We start from the raw sequence: 16660 nt of genomic DNA, 5'->3' as shown, positions 1-16660 counted from the left end.
ACCTGCGGTCGTTCCGACACGCCCCGCTCATCCATAGCTTGAGAGCGTCTCGACGAGTGCTATGGGGAATGGGGGGACCACTGTGGTCAGGTACGAGATTCTCGGGTCGCTGGAAGTGATCCACGAGGGCCGGATCTGCACGCCGACGCCGCCGAAGGTACGGACCGTGTTGGCGCTGCTGGTGATGCGGGCCAATCGGGTCGTTCTGGTCGACTCGATAATCCGGGAGCTGTGGGGTGACGATCCGGCGCGCAGCGCCGTCACCACTGTGCAGACCTACATCTACCACCTGCGCAAGCTCTTCGCGAAGGAGGGCATAGAGACCCCGGACCGAACCGTGCTGGAGAGCCGTGCCCGCGGCTACCTGCTCAGGGTGGAGCCGGGCCAGCTCGACGCCGAGGTGTTCGAGACGATGCTCGACCAGGGTCGCTCGCACATCGAGTCGGACCGGCCCGAGGAGGGCGCCGAGGTGCTGCGGCGGGCGCTGGCCATGTGGACGGGGCCGGTGGGCGCCAACGTGACGTTCGGGCCGGCGTTGGAGGCGCACGCGATCCACCTCCAGGAGCAGTGGATCCGCGCGTTGGAGCTGCGCATCCAGGCCGACATCACGCTCGGCCGCCACCGCGAGCTGATCGGCGAGCTGCGCTATCTCGTGGGCACGTACCCGCTCAACGAGTGGTTCCACCGCCAGCTCATCGTGGCGCTCAGCCGCTCGGGGCGCCGTGGCGAGGCGTTGCAGGCGTACCACCACCTGCGCCGGGTGCTCAGTGAGGAGTTGGGCCTGGACCCTTCGCCTGACCTCCAACGGCTCCAGCGGGAGGTGTTGGCCGCCGGCGGGCCACTGCGCCCGGGGCTGGCCAGGGCCTCGTGACAGGCCCTCGACCGACGCTCCAGCGCCGTTCGACCGGCCGTCCCTAGCTTTCACACGGACATCGCGGCCAGGAGGTCTTCCATGACGAGCACATCCGACCGTCGGGTGGTCATCACCGGGATTGGCGTCATCGCCCCCGGTGGACTGGGCACCAAGGCGTTCTGGGAACTGTTGACCGCTGGCCGCACGGCCACCCGTACCCTGTCGTTCTTCGACGCCACCCCCTTCCGGTCGCGGGTGGCCGCGGAGGCCGACTTCGACCCGGTCGCCGAGGGCCTTTCACCGCAGGAGGTCCGCCGGATGGACCGGGCGGCCCAGATGGCGGTGGTCTGCACCCGGGAGGCGCTGGCCGACAGCGGCTTCGAGGTCGCCGACCCCACCCGGGTCGGCGTGAGCGTCGGCACGGCGGTCGGGGCCACGATGAGCCTCGAAGAGGAGTACGTCGTGGTCAGCGACGGCGGCCGGAAATGGCTGACCGACCACCGGTACGCCACCCCGCACCTCTACGACTATCTGGTGCCGAGCTCGTTCGCCCGCGAGGTGGCGTGGTCGGTCGGGGCGGAAGGTCCGGCGACGGTGGTCTCCACCGGCTGCACGTCGGGCCTCGACTCGGTCGGTCACGCCCGGGAGTTGATCCGGGAGGGCTCGGCCGACGTGATGATCGCCGGCGCTACCGACGCCCCGATCTCGCCGATCACCGTGGCCTGCTTCGACGCCATCAAGGCGACCACGGCCCGCAACGACGACCCGACGCACGCCTCGCGGCCGTTCGACAACAGCCGCGACGGGTTCGTTCTCGGCGAGGGTTCGGCGATGTTCGTCCTCGAAGAGCTCGAGCACGCCCGCCGGCGAGGCGCGCAGATCTACGCCGAACTGGTCGGGTTCGCCTCGCGCTCCAACGCGTTCCACATGACCGGCCTGCGGCCCGACGGGCGGGAGATGGCCGAGGCGATCCGGGTCGCGCTCGCCGACGCCCGGCTGCCCGGCGACGCCGTCGACTACATCAACGCGCACGGCTCGGGTACGAAGCAGAACGACAGGCACGAGACGGCGGCGTTCAAGCGGAGCCTCGGCGACCACGCGTACCGCACCCCGGTCAGCTCGATCAAGTCGATGATCGGCCACTCGCTCGGCGCCATCGGCTCGATCGAGATCGCGGCGTCGGCGCTGGCGATCAAGCACGGGGCGGTGCCGCCGACGGCCAACCTGCACGAACGCGACCCGGAGTGCGACCTCGACTACGTGCCTCTCACCGCCCGCGAGCAGCAGACCGACGTGGTGTTGAGCGTGGGCAGCGGGTTCGGCGGCTTCCAGAGCGCGATGCTCCTGGCGCGTGTGTCATGACCACCGTCGTCACCGGGGTCGGGGTGGCCGCGCCCAACGGGTTGGGCCGCGACGCCTTCTGGGCGGCCACCGTCGCCGGGGTGGGTGGCATCGCGCCGATCAGTCGTTTCGACCCATCGGGTTATCCCGCCCAGTTGGCCGGCGAGGTGCCCGGGTACGAGGCTGCCGATCACATCCCGAGCCGGCTGATGGCGCAGACCGACCACATGACGCGGCTGTCGTTGACGGCGGCGCAGTGGGCGCTGGCCGATGCGTCGGTCGACCCGTCGGCGCTGCCCGAGTTCGGCATGGGTGTCGTCACGGCCAGCGCGTCGGGCGGCTTCGAGTTCGGCCATCGTGAGCTGGAGAAGCTCTGGAGCAAGGGCTCCGAGCACGTCAGCGCCTACCAGTCGTTCGCCTGGTTCTACGCCGTCAACACCGGCCAGATCTCGATCCGCCACGGGATGCGTGGGCCGACCGGGGTGCTCGTCACCGAGCAGGCGGGTGGGCTCGACGCGGTGGCGCAGGCCCGACGCCAGGTGCGCAAGGGCGTGCAGCTCGTGATGACCGGCGGTGTCGACGCGTCGCTCTGCCCGTGGGGCTGGACGGCCCAGCTCGCCAACGGCCTCCTCAGCACGGGGCGCGATCCGGCCACGGCGTACCTGCCGTTCGACGCCAACGCGTCGGGTTACGTGCCGGGCGAGGGCGGGGCGATCCTCGTGTTGGAGGACGAACACGCCGCTGCCCGGCGCGGGGCCGCCGTCTACGGGGTGATCGCCGGATACGGCGCGACGTTCGACCCGCGGCCCGGCTCCGGCCGCCCGCCGGGTCTGCGTCGGGCGGCCGAGATGGCAGTGTCCGACGCCGGTCTCACACCGGCCGACATCGACGTCGTCTTCGCTGACGGCGCCGGTGTCGCGGAGCTCGACCGCGTCGAGGCCGAGGCGATCACCGCGGTCTTCGGCCCACGCGGGGTGCCGGTGACAGCGCCCAAGACGATGACCGGCCGGCTCTACTCGGGCGGGGCGGCGCTCGACCTCGTCTCCGCGCTGCTGTCGATCCGGCACGGTGTCATCCCGCCCACCACCAACATCCGCCAGCCGGCCGAGGGCCTGCACCTCGACCTGGTGCGCGACGTCGCGCGGGAGACACCCGTACGCGCGGCGCTCGTCCTCGCCAGGGGCTACGGCGGGTTCAACGCGGCCATGGTCGTTACCGACGAAAGGAATGGACGATGACCGACGCCAGCCTCGCCGCCGTCGCTAACTTCGACGAGCAGCAGGCGCTTGACCTGCGTGAACGGCAGATCGCGGTGCTGGGAAGCGCCAAACAGATCGCCAACGTGATCTACGTGGTCACCGAGCTCGGCGTCGCCGACCTGCTCGTCGACGGACCGGTGCCGGTCGCCCAACTGGCGGCGGCGACCGAGTCGCACGAGGACGCGCTGCGGCGGATCCTGCGCGCGGCCTCGGCGGTCGGCATCTTCGACGAGCAGGAGGACGGGTCGTTCGCGCTGACCCCGCTCGGCGAGGGGCTGACGTCGGCCCGGATCGGCGGGCTGCGGCCGATGGTGCAGTTCAGCGGCGCCGACTTCAACCGCCTCCCGTACGCGGAGATCCTGCACAGCGTCCGCACCGGCGAGCCGGCCTTCAACAAGGTCTTCGGCATGGGCTTCTACGACTACCTCCAGGCCCACCCGGAGGCCAACCGGTTCTTCGAGGGCTTCATGGCCCACTGGAGCCGGCGGCTCGCCGACCGGTTCGCGGCGGAGTTGGCGCCCGAGCGGTTCGGCCGGATCGCCGACATCGGCGGCAGCAACGGCTACTTCCTGGCCAAGATGCTCCAGCGTCACCCCGAGGGCACCGGTGTCCTCTTCGACCTGCCCGAGGTGGTGGCCGACGCCGAACCGCTGCTCAAGGAGCACGGTGTCACCGAGCGGGTCGAGGTGCGGGGCGGCGACTTCTTCACCGACGAACTGCCGGCCGGCGCCGACGCGTACATCCTGAAGTCGATCGTCCACAACTGGCCGGACGACACCTGCGTCACGCTGCTGCGTCGGATCCGCGCGGCGATCGGCGACGCCGACTCCCGCCTCATCGCGATCGACCAGATCGTTCCGCCGCGCAACCAGTGGGACCACGCCAAGATCATCGACATCGACATGCTGGTGCTCTTCGGCGGCAAGGAGCGCGACCTCCGCGAATGGCAGGCGCTGTTCACCGCGTCCGGTTTCGAGCTGGTCAACACCCCCGCGTCCCGCGGCTGGGCCCTGCTCGAAGCGCGTCCGATCTAGGAAAGGAAGCCCGCAATGGCACACATCGGCATCGACCAGCCGGTCGTGACGATGGTCAACGTCTTCACCGTCGAGCCGGCCAACCAGCAGAAGCTCGTCGACATCCTGATCGAGGCGACCGACGCGGTGATGTCCAAGGTCGACGGGTTCGTGTCGGCGAACATCCACGCCAGCCTCGACGGGACCCGGGTCGTCAACTACGCGCAGTGGAAGAGCGAAGAGCACTTCACAGCGATGCTCCAGAACCCCGAGGTCCACCCCCACTTCGGCGAGGTACGCGCGATCGCCACGCCGGAACGCCACCTCTACAAAGTCGTCTACACGGAGGACGCTCATGTCTGACGGAAGCACCGACGTCCTGATCGTCGGCGGCGGCCCGGTCGGCCTGTCGACCGCGCTCTTCCTGGCCCGCAAGGGGATCCGGCCGATCCTTGTCGAACGTCGGCCCCGGCTGTCGACGATCCCCCGCGCGACCGGTCTGCACGCCCGCACCGTGGAGATCTTCCGCACCGTCGGCCTGGAGCCGGCAGTGCAGCAGGCCGGCATGAAGATCGTCGGGCCGGGCGCCGAACTCGACCTCGTTCGCGCCGGCCGCGCCACGCCACTGGTCATGCTCGGCGCCCAGTCCCTGGCCGACCTCCACAAGTCGTTCGTCATGGAGGCGCACGACGTCGACTACGACCCGTTCACGCCAAGCTGGCCGATCTGGTGCGGCCAGGACCACTACGAGCCGCTGCTCCACGACGCCGCCGTCGAGGCGGGCGCGGAGATCCGCTTCCAGAACGAGCTGATCGGGCTGACCCAGGACCAGGACGGCGTGACCGCGACAGTCAACGACAACGGCACGACACGCACGATCCGGGCGCGCTACGTCGTCGCGGCCGACGGCGTGAAGAGCCCTGTCCGGAACATGCTTGAGATCGGAGACCGCAGCAACGGTGTCGCCGGGAACTTCGTCAGCATCATCTTCCGCGCCAAGGTCGACCTGCCCGAGTCGGCACCCCGGTTCACGCTGATCTACCTGATGAACCAGCTGGCCCAGGGTCTGCTGCTCTTCATCGAGCCGGGGCGGTGGATGTTCGGCGTCAACTACTACCCCGAGCGGGGGCAGTCACCGGCCGACTTCACCCCGGAACGCTGCGTCGAACTGGCCCGGATCGCGGCCGGCGACCCCGAACTGGAGGTCGAGGTCGAGTCGGCCCAGCCCTGGGACGCGCGGCACATGGTGGCCGACGCGTACCAGTCGGGGCGGGTCTTCCTCGCCGGCGACGCCTGCCACGCCCACCCGCCGGCCGGCGGCTTCGGCGTCAACGCCGGCATCCAGGACGCGCACAACCTGGCGTGGAAGCTCGCCGACGTCCTTGCGGGGCGGGCCGACGAGAGCCTGCTCGACTCCTACGAAGCCGAGCGTCGTCCGGTCGGCGCGGCGACCGCCGACCAGGCGTGGATGCTTTTCCGCACCAGGGGTCAGCTCGCCGACGAGGACAAGGCCGCCTACCGGGACTTCGTCATCGTGACGATGGGCTACCGGTACACCTCAAACGCGATCGTCGGCGCGCCCGCCGACACCGAGCTGCTGCCCCGCGAGCTGACCTTCACCGGTCAACCCGGGTCGCGTGCCCCGCACGGCTGGGTCGACCACGACGGCGCTCGGGTCTCCACTATCGACGTGCTGACCGAGGGCTGGACGTTGGCCACGGCTCCGGGCGACGACACCTGGCTCGCGGCGGCCGAGGCGGTCTCGGCGGAGACCGGGCTTCCGATCAAGGCGCTGACCGCCGGCCCCGACGGCGACCTCGCCGACGACGGCTCGTGGCTCGCGAGCTGCGGAGTCGGCCCCGGCGGGGCGCTGCTGGTACGCCCCGACGGCATCGTGGCCTGGCGCAGCGCCGGCCCGGTCGACGACCAGGCAAAGACCCTCGCCGCCGCCCTGGCCACGATCCTGCGGGGAGCGTGAGCACATGTCCTACCGCGCCCTCATGGTCATGCGGATGGCCCCCGGTCACGCCGACGCGGTCGCCGAGCTCTTCGCCGAGCACGACAAGGGCGACATGCCCTACGTCGTCGGCATCTCGCGGCGCACCCTCTTCCAGTACCAGGACCTCTACATGCACCTGCTCGAAGCCGACACCGACGTCTTCGACAAGCTCCTCGCGGCCCGAGCCCGCGCGGACTTCCAGGAGGTCAACCGGCGCCTCTCGGCCTACCTGCAGCGCTACGCGCCAGACAGCATGACCGAGTTGCAGGACTCGAAGGCCACGCCCTTCTACACCTGGAGCCCCGAGACAGGGAGCATCACGTGACGCTGACCCGCCGCGACATCAACGACATGATGCAGGCATACAAGAAGACGAGCCTGCTGCGTACCGCTGTCGAGCTGGGCGTGTTCGACGCGCTCGCCGCGGGCCCGGCCACGGCCGGCGGGCTCGCTCCGAAGCTCGGCGTCCACCCGCGGGGCGCGCGGATCCTGCTCGACGCGCTCACCGCGATCCGCCTCACCGACCGGACCGGCGAGCACTTCTCGCTCACCCCGGCGGCCGCCGACCACCTGGTCAGCACCCGTCCGGACTACCTGGGCGGCATGGTCAAGGTGATGTCGAGCGACTGGGAGTGGGACGCGCTGCGCGACCTCAGCGCCGCCGTACGGGCCGGCGGCACCGTCCTCGACGTGCACGCCGAGACCCCGGAGTACACCTACTGGGAGGACTTCGCCGCGTACGCCACGAAGGTCGCCCAGCCGACCGCCGAGGTGATGGCCGAGGCGCTCGCGCCGTGGACGAAGGAGCGCGCCGAACTCGACATCCTCGACGTCGCCTGCGGCCACGGCGTCTACGGCTACACCCTCGCGCAGCACAACCCACAGGCGGCGGTGACCTCGCTGGACTGGCCCAACGTGCTCGCCGTGACGGAGAAGCACGCCGAGCGGCTCGGCGTACGCGACCGGGCGTCGTTCCTGCCGGGTGACATGTTCACCACCGATCTCGGTGGCCCCTACGACGTCGCGTTGCTCACCAACGTCACCCACCACTTCTCCGAGGAGCGGGTGCACGAGCTGGTGGCCAGGCTCGGTTCCGTGGTCAAGCCGGGTGGGCGGCTGGTCATCGTCGGTTTCACCACCGGCGACGAGTCGCCGGCACTGGACCCGGCGCCGTACCTCTTCTCGGTGTTGATGTTGGTCTGGACCTTCGAGGGTGAGTCGCACTCCGTCGCCGCCTACAACCGGGCCCTCGCCGCGGCGGGCTTCGGCCCGGCCACCGTCCACCCGACGGACCTGCCGTTCCGAGTGCTCGTCGCAGAGAAGGGATGATCATGCATCGGCAACCGATCGTGAAGGTCGCCGCCACCGACGTGCCCGGCATCAACCGGATCGGCGGCGAGGTGCGGATCCTGCTCAGCCCGAAGACCGTCGACGCGACGGAGGGCTTCATGGGCACTGTCCGCCTGGAGCCGGGCGAGTTCCTGGCGGAGCAGTACAACCCGTACTCGGACAAGTTCTGTTATCTGGTGCGCGGCGAGGTGGTGATCCGCGTCGACGGCGCGGAGGTCAAGCTCGCGGCCGACGAGGCTCTCATGGTCCGTCGCGGCCAGCGGCACCGCATCGTCAACGCCGGTGGCGAGACCGCGCTGATCGTGTTCCAGATCAGCCCGCTCGCGCCGCGCCCCGAACTGGGCCACGTCGACACCGAGGAGGTCCCGCACCCGGAGTCGCCGGTGCCGCAGGTCGGCGGCGTGCGCGACGGATGGCAGCGACCGACGGGAGGAAACTCATGAGCCAGCTGACCCTCGACGACCTGCGTCGAATCCTGGAGACCAGTTCCGGTGTGGTCGAGCAGACCGACTGGGCCGACCCGGCGACGCTCGACGCGCCGTTCGACGACCTCGGCTACGACTCGCTCGCGCTGTTGGAGCTGGCGGCGCGGGTGCAACAGGAGTACGAGGTGCGCATCCCCGACGACGCCGTGTCGATCATGAAGACGCCGCGGCTCGCCGTCGACTACGTCAACCAACGACTCGCGGATCGGTGACCCCATGGCCGGACACACTGACAACGCGGTCGTCATCAACGCACCGTTCGACCTCGTCTGGGACCTGACCAACGACATCCCCAACTGGCCCTCCCTGTTCAGCGAGTACGCCAGCACCGAGGTGCTCTCGACGTCCGCCGACGGGGCCGTCGTCTTCCGCCTGACCATGCACCCCGACCCGGCCGGCCGGGTCTGGAGCTGGGTCTCCGAGCGGGTGCCCGACCGCGGCGACCGGGTGGTGCGGGCACGGCGGCTGGAGACCGGCGCCTTCAAGTACATGAACCTGTTCTGGGAATACACCGAGATCCCGGACGGCGGGGTGCGGATGCGGTGGGTACAGGACTTCGAGATGCGGCCGGGCGGGCACGCCGACGACGAGGGCATGACCGCTCACCTCAACCGGACCACACGTGAGCAGCAGGCACGCATCCGGGAGATCGTGGAGAAGGCCGCGGCCGAACGCGGGCAGTCATGACCGCCACCGTCAACGCGCCCGTCGGCAAGAGCTGGCTGATCTGTCCGGGCTGTCGGGCGCTGCTCTACCAGCGCCGGGTCGAGCGCAACCTGGGCGTCTGCCCGGAGTGCGACCACCACGACCAGGTCACCGCACACCAGCGGATCGAGCAGCTCTTCGATCTCGACTCGGTCGAGGAGCTGCCACCGGTCGGCGCCTTCGGTGATCCGCTCGGGTTCGTCGACACCGTGCCCTACCCGCAACGCATCGAGGCGGCCCGCCGGCGCACCGGGCTCGACGAGGCGGTCGTCTGCGTCCGGGGCACCGTCGAGGGGCAGCCGTTGATAGCGGCGGTCATGGACTTCCGGTTCCTCGGCGGCAGCCTCGGCACGGGCGTCGGCGAGCGGATCACCCGGGCCGCCGAGGTGGCGCTGGAAACCCGTACGCCGCTGCTGATCGTCAGCGCCTCCGGCGGCGCCCGGATGCAGGAGGGCGTGCTGTCGCTCATGCAGATGGCCAAGACGAGCGCGGCGCTCGGGGCCCTCGACGAGGCCGGGGTGTTGACGATCTCGCTGGTCAGCGACCCGACCTACGGTGGCGTCGCCGCATCGTTCGCGACGCTCTGCGACGTCATCCTCGCCGAGCCGGGGGCGCGCCTCGGCTTCGCCGGGCCGAGGGTCATCCAGCAGACGCTGCGTCAGCCGCTGCCGGCCGGCTTCCAGACCGCCGAGTACCTCTTTGCCCGCGGCATGCTCGACGACCTGGTGCCCCGGTCGAACCTGCGGTCGACAATCGGCCGGCTGCTGGCCTTCGCGGGGGCCGACCGGTCCGCGCCGGATCGTTACCCGGTACGGGCCATCACGCCCCCCGAGTCGGCGGACCCGTGGGCGGTCGTGGCGCTGTCCCGCGATCTCGCCCGACCATCCACACTCGACTACATCGGCCACTTCGTTGACGGTTTCGTGGAGCTGCACGGCGACCGGCTGGCGAGTGACTGCCCGGCGATCGTCGGCGGCGTCGGTCTGATCGACGGCCGGCCCACAGTGGTGATCGGCCACCAGAAGGGCCACACTGTCGCCGAGGTGGCCAGCCGCAACTTCGGCATGGCGACACCGGCCGGCTACCGCAAGGCGGCCCGGCTGATGCGCCTGGCCGAGAAGCTCGGCACGCCGATCGTGACGCTGATCGACACGCCCGGCGCCTACCACGGCATCTCCGCGGAGGAGAACGGGCAGGCCCTCGCCATCGCCGACAGCATTCGGCTGATGGCCGGGCTGACGGTTCCGGTCGTCGCGATCGTGACCGGCGAGGGTGGCAGCGGAGGTGCGCTCGCCCTCGGCGTCGGCAACCGGGTGCTGATGCTCGCCAACGCGACGTACTCGGTGATCAGCCCGGAAGGCTGCGCCGCGATCCTCTGGAACGACTCCGGTCGGGCCGACGAGGCCGCCGCGCAGCTCAAGCTCCAGGCCGGCGACCTGCTGGCGCTCGGCATCGTCGACGGTGTGGTTCCCGAACCACAGGGCGGGGCGCCGGCCGATCCCGGGGCGACCGCGTCGGCCGTACACCGGGCGGTTGTCGACGCGTTCGCGGAGTTGGCCGGTCTCAACCGCGAGGAGGTGCGGGCCCAGCGCCGGGCCCGCTTCCGACAGATCGGAGGTTTGACGAATGCCGGAGGGTAACGCCGACCCGCTGGATGCCGCGGTCCGCAGTCTCGCGCGGCTGATCGGGTCGACGCCAGGTCCGGTCCGCCGCGCCCGGCTCCAGCACGGCGACCTGGTGGTCGAGGTGGAGTGGCCGGACGGCGCACCCGGGGTCGCTGCGATCCCGGCGGTCCCGCCGGTGGAGGCCGACGCCGGTCTGCACTACGTGTGCGCGCCGATGGTCGCGACGCTCTACCTCGCGCCGTCGCCCGGCGCCGACCCGTTCGTCAGTGAGGGCGACCAGGTCGTGCCCGGCCAGCAGGTAGCGATCCTCGAAGCGATGAAGATGATGATCCCGGTCGAAGCCGACCGCGCGGGCGAGGTCGTGAAGGTGCTGGTGCCCAACGCGACGCCGGTCGAGTACGGCGAACGGTTGATCGCCTTAGCTGTGTCGGAGGGCTGACCCAGTGTTCGAGTCGGTGCTGATCGCCAACCGGGGCGAGATCGCGGTCCGGATCGCCCGGACCTGCCGGGAGATGGGGCTGCGTACGGTGGCGGTCTACTCGACAGTCGACCGGGACTCCGCTGTGGTGCGGCTGGCCGACGAAGCCGTCCAGATCGGGCCCGGTCCCAGCCGGCGCAGCTACCTGAGCGCCCCGGCCATCATCGAGGCGGCCCGCCGCACGGGGGCCGACGCCATCCACCCGGGCTACGGATTCCTCTCCGAGGACCCGGACTTCGCCGAGATCTGCGAGGCCGACGGGATCACGTTCATCGGGCCGCCGCCCGCCGTGATGGCCGCGCTGGGCGACAAGGCCCGGACGCGGGGCATCATGGCGGGCCTCGGCCTGCCCGTGCTCCCCGGCACTACCAACGCCGTCGAGTCGGCGGCCCACGCCCGCGCGGTCGCCGACGAGATCGGCTTCCCGCTGATCATCAAGGCGGTCGCCGGTGGCGGCGGTCGGGGCGTACGGGTGGTCCGCGACAGGGCCTCGTTCCTGGGCGAGTTCGCCTCCGCGCGGGCCGAGGCGCAGCTGCTCTTCGGTGACAATCGGGTCTACATCGAGCGCTACCTCGAGTCGGCCCGGCACGTCGAGGTGCAGGTGCTCACCGACCGCTACGGCAACGGCATCCACCTCGGCGAGCGCGACTGCTCGGTGCAGCGGCGTCACCAGAAGCTGATCGAGGAGTCACCGGCGCCCGGGTTGCCGCAACACATGGTCGACCGGATGACCGCCGCCGCGGTCACCGGCGCGCTCGGTGTCGGGTACGTGGGCGCGGGCACCTTCGAGTTCCTGGTCGGCGGTGGGGACGACTTCCACCTCATGGAGGTCAACTGCCGACTCCAGGTCGAACACCCGGTCTCCGAGCTGGTGACCGGCGTCGACCTGGTGCGGCAACAGATCCTCGTCGCGGCCGGCGAACGACTCGCGCTGACCCAGGCCGACGTGACGCCGCGCGGCACCGCGATCGAGTGTCGCCTCAACGTCGAGGACCCGGCGCGCGGCTTCGTACCGACGCCGGGGGAGTTGACCCGCTTCGACCTGCCCGCCGGCCCGTTCGTCCGGGTCGACACGCACGGGTACGCCGGCTACCGGGTTCCGGCCGACTACGACTCCCTCCTCGCGAAGGTGGTCGTCTGGGCGCCCGACCGCACCCAGGCCCTGGCCCGGATGGCCCGCGCCCTCGACGAGTGCGCCGTCGAAGGGCCAGGTGTGGCCACCACCCGCGACTTCCTCCGATCGACGCTCGACCACCCGCTGTTCCGCGCCGCGAAACACGACACCTCGCTGGTCGACACCATGCTCACCGGCCTCCAGCCGGACACCACCGAAGCTCCAGGGCGCCACTAACCGAAGGGTCCACACTGCTGCCGGTTCGCGGGTTTGCGGCCCGTGCGTCCACGCGGGCGCCCGCGGACGGAAGGTGGCCGACATGGCAATTGACAACGCTTCTCGAGGTGTCAGCCGACGGCGATTATTGGCCGGAGTCGGCGCGGGGGCGCTCGTGGCCGGCACCGGGGGAGTCCTGCTCGACGCGACGCCCGCGGCGGCCGCGTTCTCCAACCGGTTCGGCCGGATGTTCCCGTCGCTGCCGGCGTTCGGGTCCGCGACGACCCAGATGCGGAACGCGCTGATCGACCTGTCGCGCGTCGGCGGCCCGATGGACGCCCGCGACCCGCTCGGTGTCGGCGCGGAGGCACTCGCCGAGCAGCAGCAGCACAGCATCAACAACCCCGACAACTTCTCGATCCCGCAGGGCATGACGTACTTCGGGCAGTTCGTCGACCACGACCTGGCCTTCGAGACGACGGCGCCGCTGGGTACGCCGGTCGACCCGACCACGGTGCCGAACCCCCGGACGCCGGCCCTCGACCTCGACTCGCTCTACGGTGGCGGGCCGACCGGAAACCCGGAGCTGTACAACTCCGCCGATCCCGCCAAACTCAAGATCGAGTCGGGCGGACGCTTCGAAGACCTGCCGCGCAACTCCAGTGGCAGGGCGATCGTCTTCGACGTCCGCAACGACGAGAACCTGCCGATCGCGCAGATCACGGCCGCGTTCATCCTCTTCCACAACCGGGTGGTCGACCTGGTGCGCGCACAGGGCACACCGGCGGCACAGGTCTTCGGCGCCGCCCGGCAACTCGTCACCTGGCACTACCAGTGGATCGTGCTCAACGAGTTCCTTCCGCTGATCGCCGGCCCGGGCACTGTCTTCACAGTGCTCAACGGAGGCCGCCGCTTCTACAAGCCGGAGCCCAACGCGACGTTCATCCCGGTCGAGTTCACAGCGGCGGCGTTCCGCTTCGGCCACAGCCAGCCACGACCGGCCTACCTGGTCAACCGCACCGGCAACGGTGGTGACGAGTTCTACGCCATGCTCTTCGACCCGGCGCTGAGCGGCGGCGACCCGGCCGACCTGCGCGGCGGGAAGCGGGCCGCCCGTCGCTACCTCGACTACCAGTTCTGGTTCCAGTTCTTCGACGGCCAGGTGCACTGGAGCAAGTGGATCGACGTACGCAACTCGACGCCGTTGTTCGGCTTCCCGCTGCCACCGCCGCCGTCCGGCTCGCCGTCGGCCAACCTGCTCGGACGCGACCTGCTCCGTCAGCTCACCTTCGGCATCCCGTCGGGCCAGCGGATCGCCGCCCACATCGGGGCGCCCGCACTGGGCAGTTTCAACTTCCCGGAGCTCAGTGGGTACGGCCTCGGCCTGGACTCGAACACCCCGCTCTTCTACTACATCCTCAAGGAGGCACAGCTACAGGCCGGCGGAGGCTCGTTGGGCGCGGTAGGTGGGCGAATCGTGGCAGAGGTGCTCATCGGCATCGCCCAGCTCGACCCGGCGAGCTACCTGAAGGTGCAGCCCAACTGGCGTCCCACCCTGCCCGCCCGCTTCTCGGGCCAGTTCACGATGGCCGACCTGCTCACGTACGCCCGGGTCGACCCGGGCAGCCGCAACTCCTGACGGCGCTTGCTCCGCACGCGGGCCCGAGGTGGCCGGCGTGCGGAGCATGAGCCCGGTTGAACGGGACTCCAACGGTCCTCGACGCGGGTGGGAGAGGGTGCGGGCATGACTGGCGACTTCAGCGATTTCAAGGTGGCGGATCTGTCGTTGGCGGCCTTCGGGCGTAAGGAGATCGAGCTGGCCGAGCATGAGATGCCGGGTCTGATGTCGATTCGGAGGGAGTTCGCCTCGCGGCAGCCGTTGAAGGGTGCGCGGATCACCGGCTCGCTGCACATGACGATCCAGACGGCCGTGTTGATCGAGACGCTGGTGGCGCTCGGCGCGCAGGTCCGGTGGGCGTCCTGCAACATCTTCTCCACCCAGGACCACGCGGCGGCGGCGGTCGCGGTCGGCCCGACCGGCACCCCGGACGCCCCGGCGGGTGTCCCGGTCTACGCCTGGAAGGGCGAGTCCCTCGACGAGTACTGGTGGTGCACCCAGCAGGTGCTGCTCTGGCCGGACGGGCAGGGCCCGAACATGATCCTCGACGATGGTGGTGACGCCACACTGCTGGTGCACAAGGGCGCCGAGTTCGAGGCGATCGGCGCGGTCCCGTCACCGGAGAGCGCCGACTCCGAGGAGTACGAGGTCATCCTCGGTGTGTTGACGCGGTCGCTGCGGGAGGACGACCGCCGCTGGACGCGGGTCGCTGCCGGGATCAAGGGGGTGACCGAGGAGACCACCACCGGCGTGCACCGGCTGTACGAGATGCAGCAGGCAGGGAACCTGATGTTCCCGGCGATCAACGTGAACGACTCGGTGACCAAGAGCAAGTTCGACAACAAGTACGGCTGTCGGCACTCGTTGATCGACGGTATCAACCGGGCCACCGATGTGCTGATCGGCGGGAAGGTCGCCGTGGTGTTCGGCTACGGCGACGTCGGTAAGGGCTGCGCCGAGAGTCTGCGTGGTCAGGGTGCGCGGGTCATCGTGACCGAGGTGGATCCGATCTGCGCGCTCCAGGCCGCGATGGACGGCTACCAGGTCGCGACCATCGACGACGTTGTCGAGACCGCTGACATCTTCGTGACCGCCACCGGCTGCTTCAGCGTGATCACCAACGAGCACATGGCGCGGATGAAGCACCAGGCGATAGTGGGAAACATCGGTCACTTCGACAACGAGATCGACATGGCTGGTCTCGCGAAACGCGGGGACGTCGAGCGGATCACAGTGAAGCCGCAGGTGGACGAGTGGCGGTTCGCGGACGGCCACTCGATCATCGTGCTGTCCGAGGGGCGGCTGTTGAACCTGGGCAACGCCACCGGGCATCCGAGCTTCGTGATGTCGAACAGCTTCGCCAACCAGACCATCGCGCAGATCGAGCTGTTCACCAGCACCGACCAGTACCCGATCGGTGTCCACACCCTCCCCAAGCACCTGGACGAGAAGGTGGCCCGACTCCACCTCTCCGCGCTGGGTGTCCGCCTCACCGAACTGACAAAGGAACAAGCCAACTACCTCGGCGTCCCGGTCGAAGGGCCCTACAAGCCCGACCACTACCGCTACTGAGAGGGCCCGTCCGCATGATCGCCGTATCCGGCTCGATCGCGACCGACCATCTGATGCGTTTTCCCGGGCGTTTCGCCGAGCAACTCATCGCCGGCAGCCTCGACACCGTCTCGCTCTCGTTCCTCGTCGACGACCTGGTCGTCCGACGCGGCGGGGTCGCGGCAAACATCGCCTTCGGGCTCGCCCAACTCGGGCACCGGCCGGTACTGCTCGGCGCGGTCGGCGGCGACTTCGGCGACTACCGCGGCTGGCTGGAGCGGCACGGGGTCGACTGCTCGGAGGTGCAGGTCAGCTCCATCGCGCACACCGCCCGGTTCATCTGCACCACCGACACCGACCTCTGCCAGATCGCGTCGTTCTATCCCGGCGCGATGGGCGAGCCCGACCGGATCAATCTCGACGGTGTCGCCGCACGGGCCGGCGGGCTCGGGCTCGTCATCGTCGCCGCGGAGAACCCGGACACGATGCTCGCCCGCGCCGCCGCCTGCCGCCGGCTGGGCCTGCCCTTCGCCGCCGACCCGTCACAGCAGCTGGCCCGGATGCCGTCGGCCGACATCGAGGCAATGATCAACGGCGCTCGTTACCTGTTGACGAACGAGTACGAGGCGGCGCTGCTGGAGTCGAAGACCGGGCTGAGCGAGGACGACATCCTGCGCCGCGTGGGCGTGCGGGTCGTGACCCTGGGCGCCAACGGGGTACGCGTCACCGGGCAGGACTGCGACTTCCTGGTCCCGGCGGCGCGAGTGGGTCGCATCGTCGACCCGACCGGCGTCGGCGACGGCTTCCGGGCCGGCTTCTTCGCCGCGCTCGCCGCCGATCTGCCCATCGAGCGCGCGGCGCAGGTGGGCTGCGTACTGGCGGCGCACGTGCTGGAGGTCGAGGGCCCGCAGGAATACACGATCGACGCCGACGCTTTCGAGCGCCGCATCGCCGACTCCTACGGCCCGGACGTCGCTGTCGACGTGCGGGCACTGGGGTTGGCTCGGGTCTGATCGGGCCAGCCAGGGGAGAGGCCCTTCCCTGGGTGGTCTT

General features: G+C 70.1%; 17 protein-coding genes. All 17 read left to right on the top strand.

Features of this window, described 5'->3' with window-relative positions; translation table 11 throughout:
* Positions 1–61 precede the first annotated feature (61 nt).
* The 17 genes from OG598_RS23740 to OG598_RS23660 all read left to right on the top strand — a co-directional run bounded on the left by OG598_RS23740 (position 62) and on the right by OG598_RS23660 (position 16620).
* Complete coding sequence (locus tag OG598_RS23740; protein ID WP_196920881.1) at positions 62–871, top strand: AfsR/SARP family transcriptional regulator; 810 nt, start codon at positions 62–64, stop codon at positions 869–871.
* 81 nt (positions 872–952) lie between these two features.
* Entirely contained in the window at positions 953–2215 is a 1263-nt protein-coding gene (locus tag OG598_RS23735; RefSeq protein ID WP_328651132.1) for a beta-ketoacyl-[acyl-carrier-protein] synthase family protein, read from the top strand.
* Positions 2212–3432 carry a ketosynthase chain-length factor gene (locus OG598_RS23730; protein ID WP_328651131.1) on the top strand — a complete coding sequence of 407 codons (1221 nt, stop codon included), beginning with the start codon at positions 2212–2214 and terminating at the stop codon, positions 3430–3432. Before OG598_RS23735 ends, OG598_RS23730 begins: the two co-directional genes overlap by 4 nt.
* Positions 3429–4487 (top strand): methyltransferase, encoded by a 1059-nt coding sequence (locus OG598_RS23725; protein WP_091394932.1) that lies wholly within the window; start codon positions 3429–3431, stop codon positions 4485–4487. The genes OG598_RS23730 and OG598_RS23725 overlap by 4 nt, the downstream gene beginning before the upstream one ends.
* Positions 4488–4502: 15 nt before the next feature.
* Positions 4503–4829, top strand: a complete 327-nt coding sequence (locus tag OG598_RS23720) for an antibiotic biosynthesis monooxygenase family protein (protein WP_210781784.1) — start codon at positions 4503–4505, stop codon at positions 4827–4829.
* Complete coding sequence (locus tag OG598_RS23715; RefSeq protein ID WP_328651130.1) at positions 4822–6444, top strand: FAD-dependent oxidoreductase; 1623 nt, start codon at positions 4822–4824, stop codon at positions 6442–6444. Before OG598_RS23720 ends, OG598_RS23715 begins: the two co-directional genes overlap by 8 nt.
* A gap of 4 nt (positions 6445–6448) precedes the next feature.
* Positions 6449–6790: a TcmI family type II polyketide cyclase gene (locus OG598_RS23710; RefSeq protein WP_112581708.1), complete on the top strand. Its 342-nt coding sequence runs from the start codon at positions 6449–6451 to the stop codon at positions 6788–6790.
* The gene (locus OG598_RS23705; RefSeq protein WP_328651129.1) at positions 6787–7794 is read left to right on the top strand and encodes a methyltransferase; all 1008 of its coding nucleotides are present in this window, start codon (positions 6787–6789) and stop codon (positions 7792–7794) included. Before OG598_RS23710 ends, OG598_RS23705 begins: the two co-directional genes overlap by 4 nt.
* Complete coding sequence (locus tag OG598_RS23700; RefSeq protein ID WP_208646634.1) at positions 7794–8258, top strand: cupin domain-containing protein; 465 nt, start codon at positions 7794–7796, stop codon at positions 8256–8258. The genes OG598_RS23705 and OG598_RS23700 overlap by 1 nt, the downstream gene beginning before the upstream one ends.
* Positions 8255–8512, top strand: a complete 258-nt coding sequence (locus OG598_RS23695; RefSeq protein ID WP_091394916.1) for an acyl carrier protein — start codon at positions 8255–8257, stop codon at positions 8510–8512. Before OG598_RS23700 ends, OG598_RS23695 begins: the two co-directional genes overlap by 4 nt.
* Positions 8513–8516: 4 nt before the next feature.
* Entirely contained in the window at positions 8517–8987 is a 471-nt protein-coding gene (locus tag OG598_RS23690) for an SRPBCC family protein (protein WP_238671243.1), read from the top strand.
* Positions 8984–10645, top strand: coding sequence for an acetyl-CoA carboxylase carboxyltransferase subunit alpha (locus OG598_RS23685; protein WP_328651128.1), 1662 nt, complete (start codon positions 8984–8986; stop codon positions 10643–10645). The genes OG598_RS23690 and OG598_RS23685 overlap by 4 nt, the downstream gene beginning before the upstream one ends.
* The gene (locus OG598_RS23680) at positions 10632–11069 is read left to right on the top strand and encodes an acetyl-CoA carboxylase biotin carboxyl carrier protein (RefSeq protein ID WP_328651127.1); all 438 of its coding nucleotides are present in this window, start codon (positions 10632–10634) and stop codon (positions 11067–11069) included. The genes OG598_RS23685 and OG598_RS23680 overlap by 14 nt, the downstream gene beginning before the upstream one ends.
* A 4-nt stretch (positions 11070–11073) precedes the next feature.
* Positions 11074–12459, top strand: coding sequence for an acetyl-CoA carboxylase biotin carboxylase subunit (locus OG598_RS23675; RefSeq protein ID WP_328651126.1), 1386 nt, complete (start codon positions 11074–11076; stop codon positions 12457–12459).
* 154 nt (positions 12460–12613) lie between these two features.
* Positions 12614–14077, top strand: a complete 1464-nt coding sequence (locus OG598_RS23670) for a peroxidase family protein (RefSeq protein ID WP_328651125.1) — start codon at positions 12614–12616, stop codon at positions 14075–14077.
* 105 nt (positions 14078–14182) lie between these two features.
* Positions 14183–15628, top strand: a complete 1446-nt coding sequence (ahcY, locus tag OG598_RS23665; protein ID WP_328651124.1) for an adenosylhomocysteinase — start codon at positions 14183–14185, stop codon at positions 15626–15628.
* 14 nt (positions 15629–15642) lie between these two features.
* Positions 15643–16620: a carbohydrate kinase family protein gene (locus tag OG598_RS23660; protein ID WP_328651123.1), complete on the top strand. Its 978-nt coding sequence runs from the start codon at positions 15643–15645 to the stop codon at positions 16618–16620.
* The last annotated feature ends 40 nt before the right edge of the window (positions 16621–16660 follow it).

This window comes from Micromonospora sp. NBC_00330 (assembly GCF_036136635.1).
In the GTDB taxonomy this organism is placed as follows: Bacteria; Actinomycetota; Actinomycetes; order Mycobacteriales; family Micromonosporaceae; genus Micromonospora; species Micromonospora salmantinae.
This window is presented reverse-complemented; position numbering and strand designations above follow the sequence as displayed.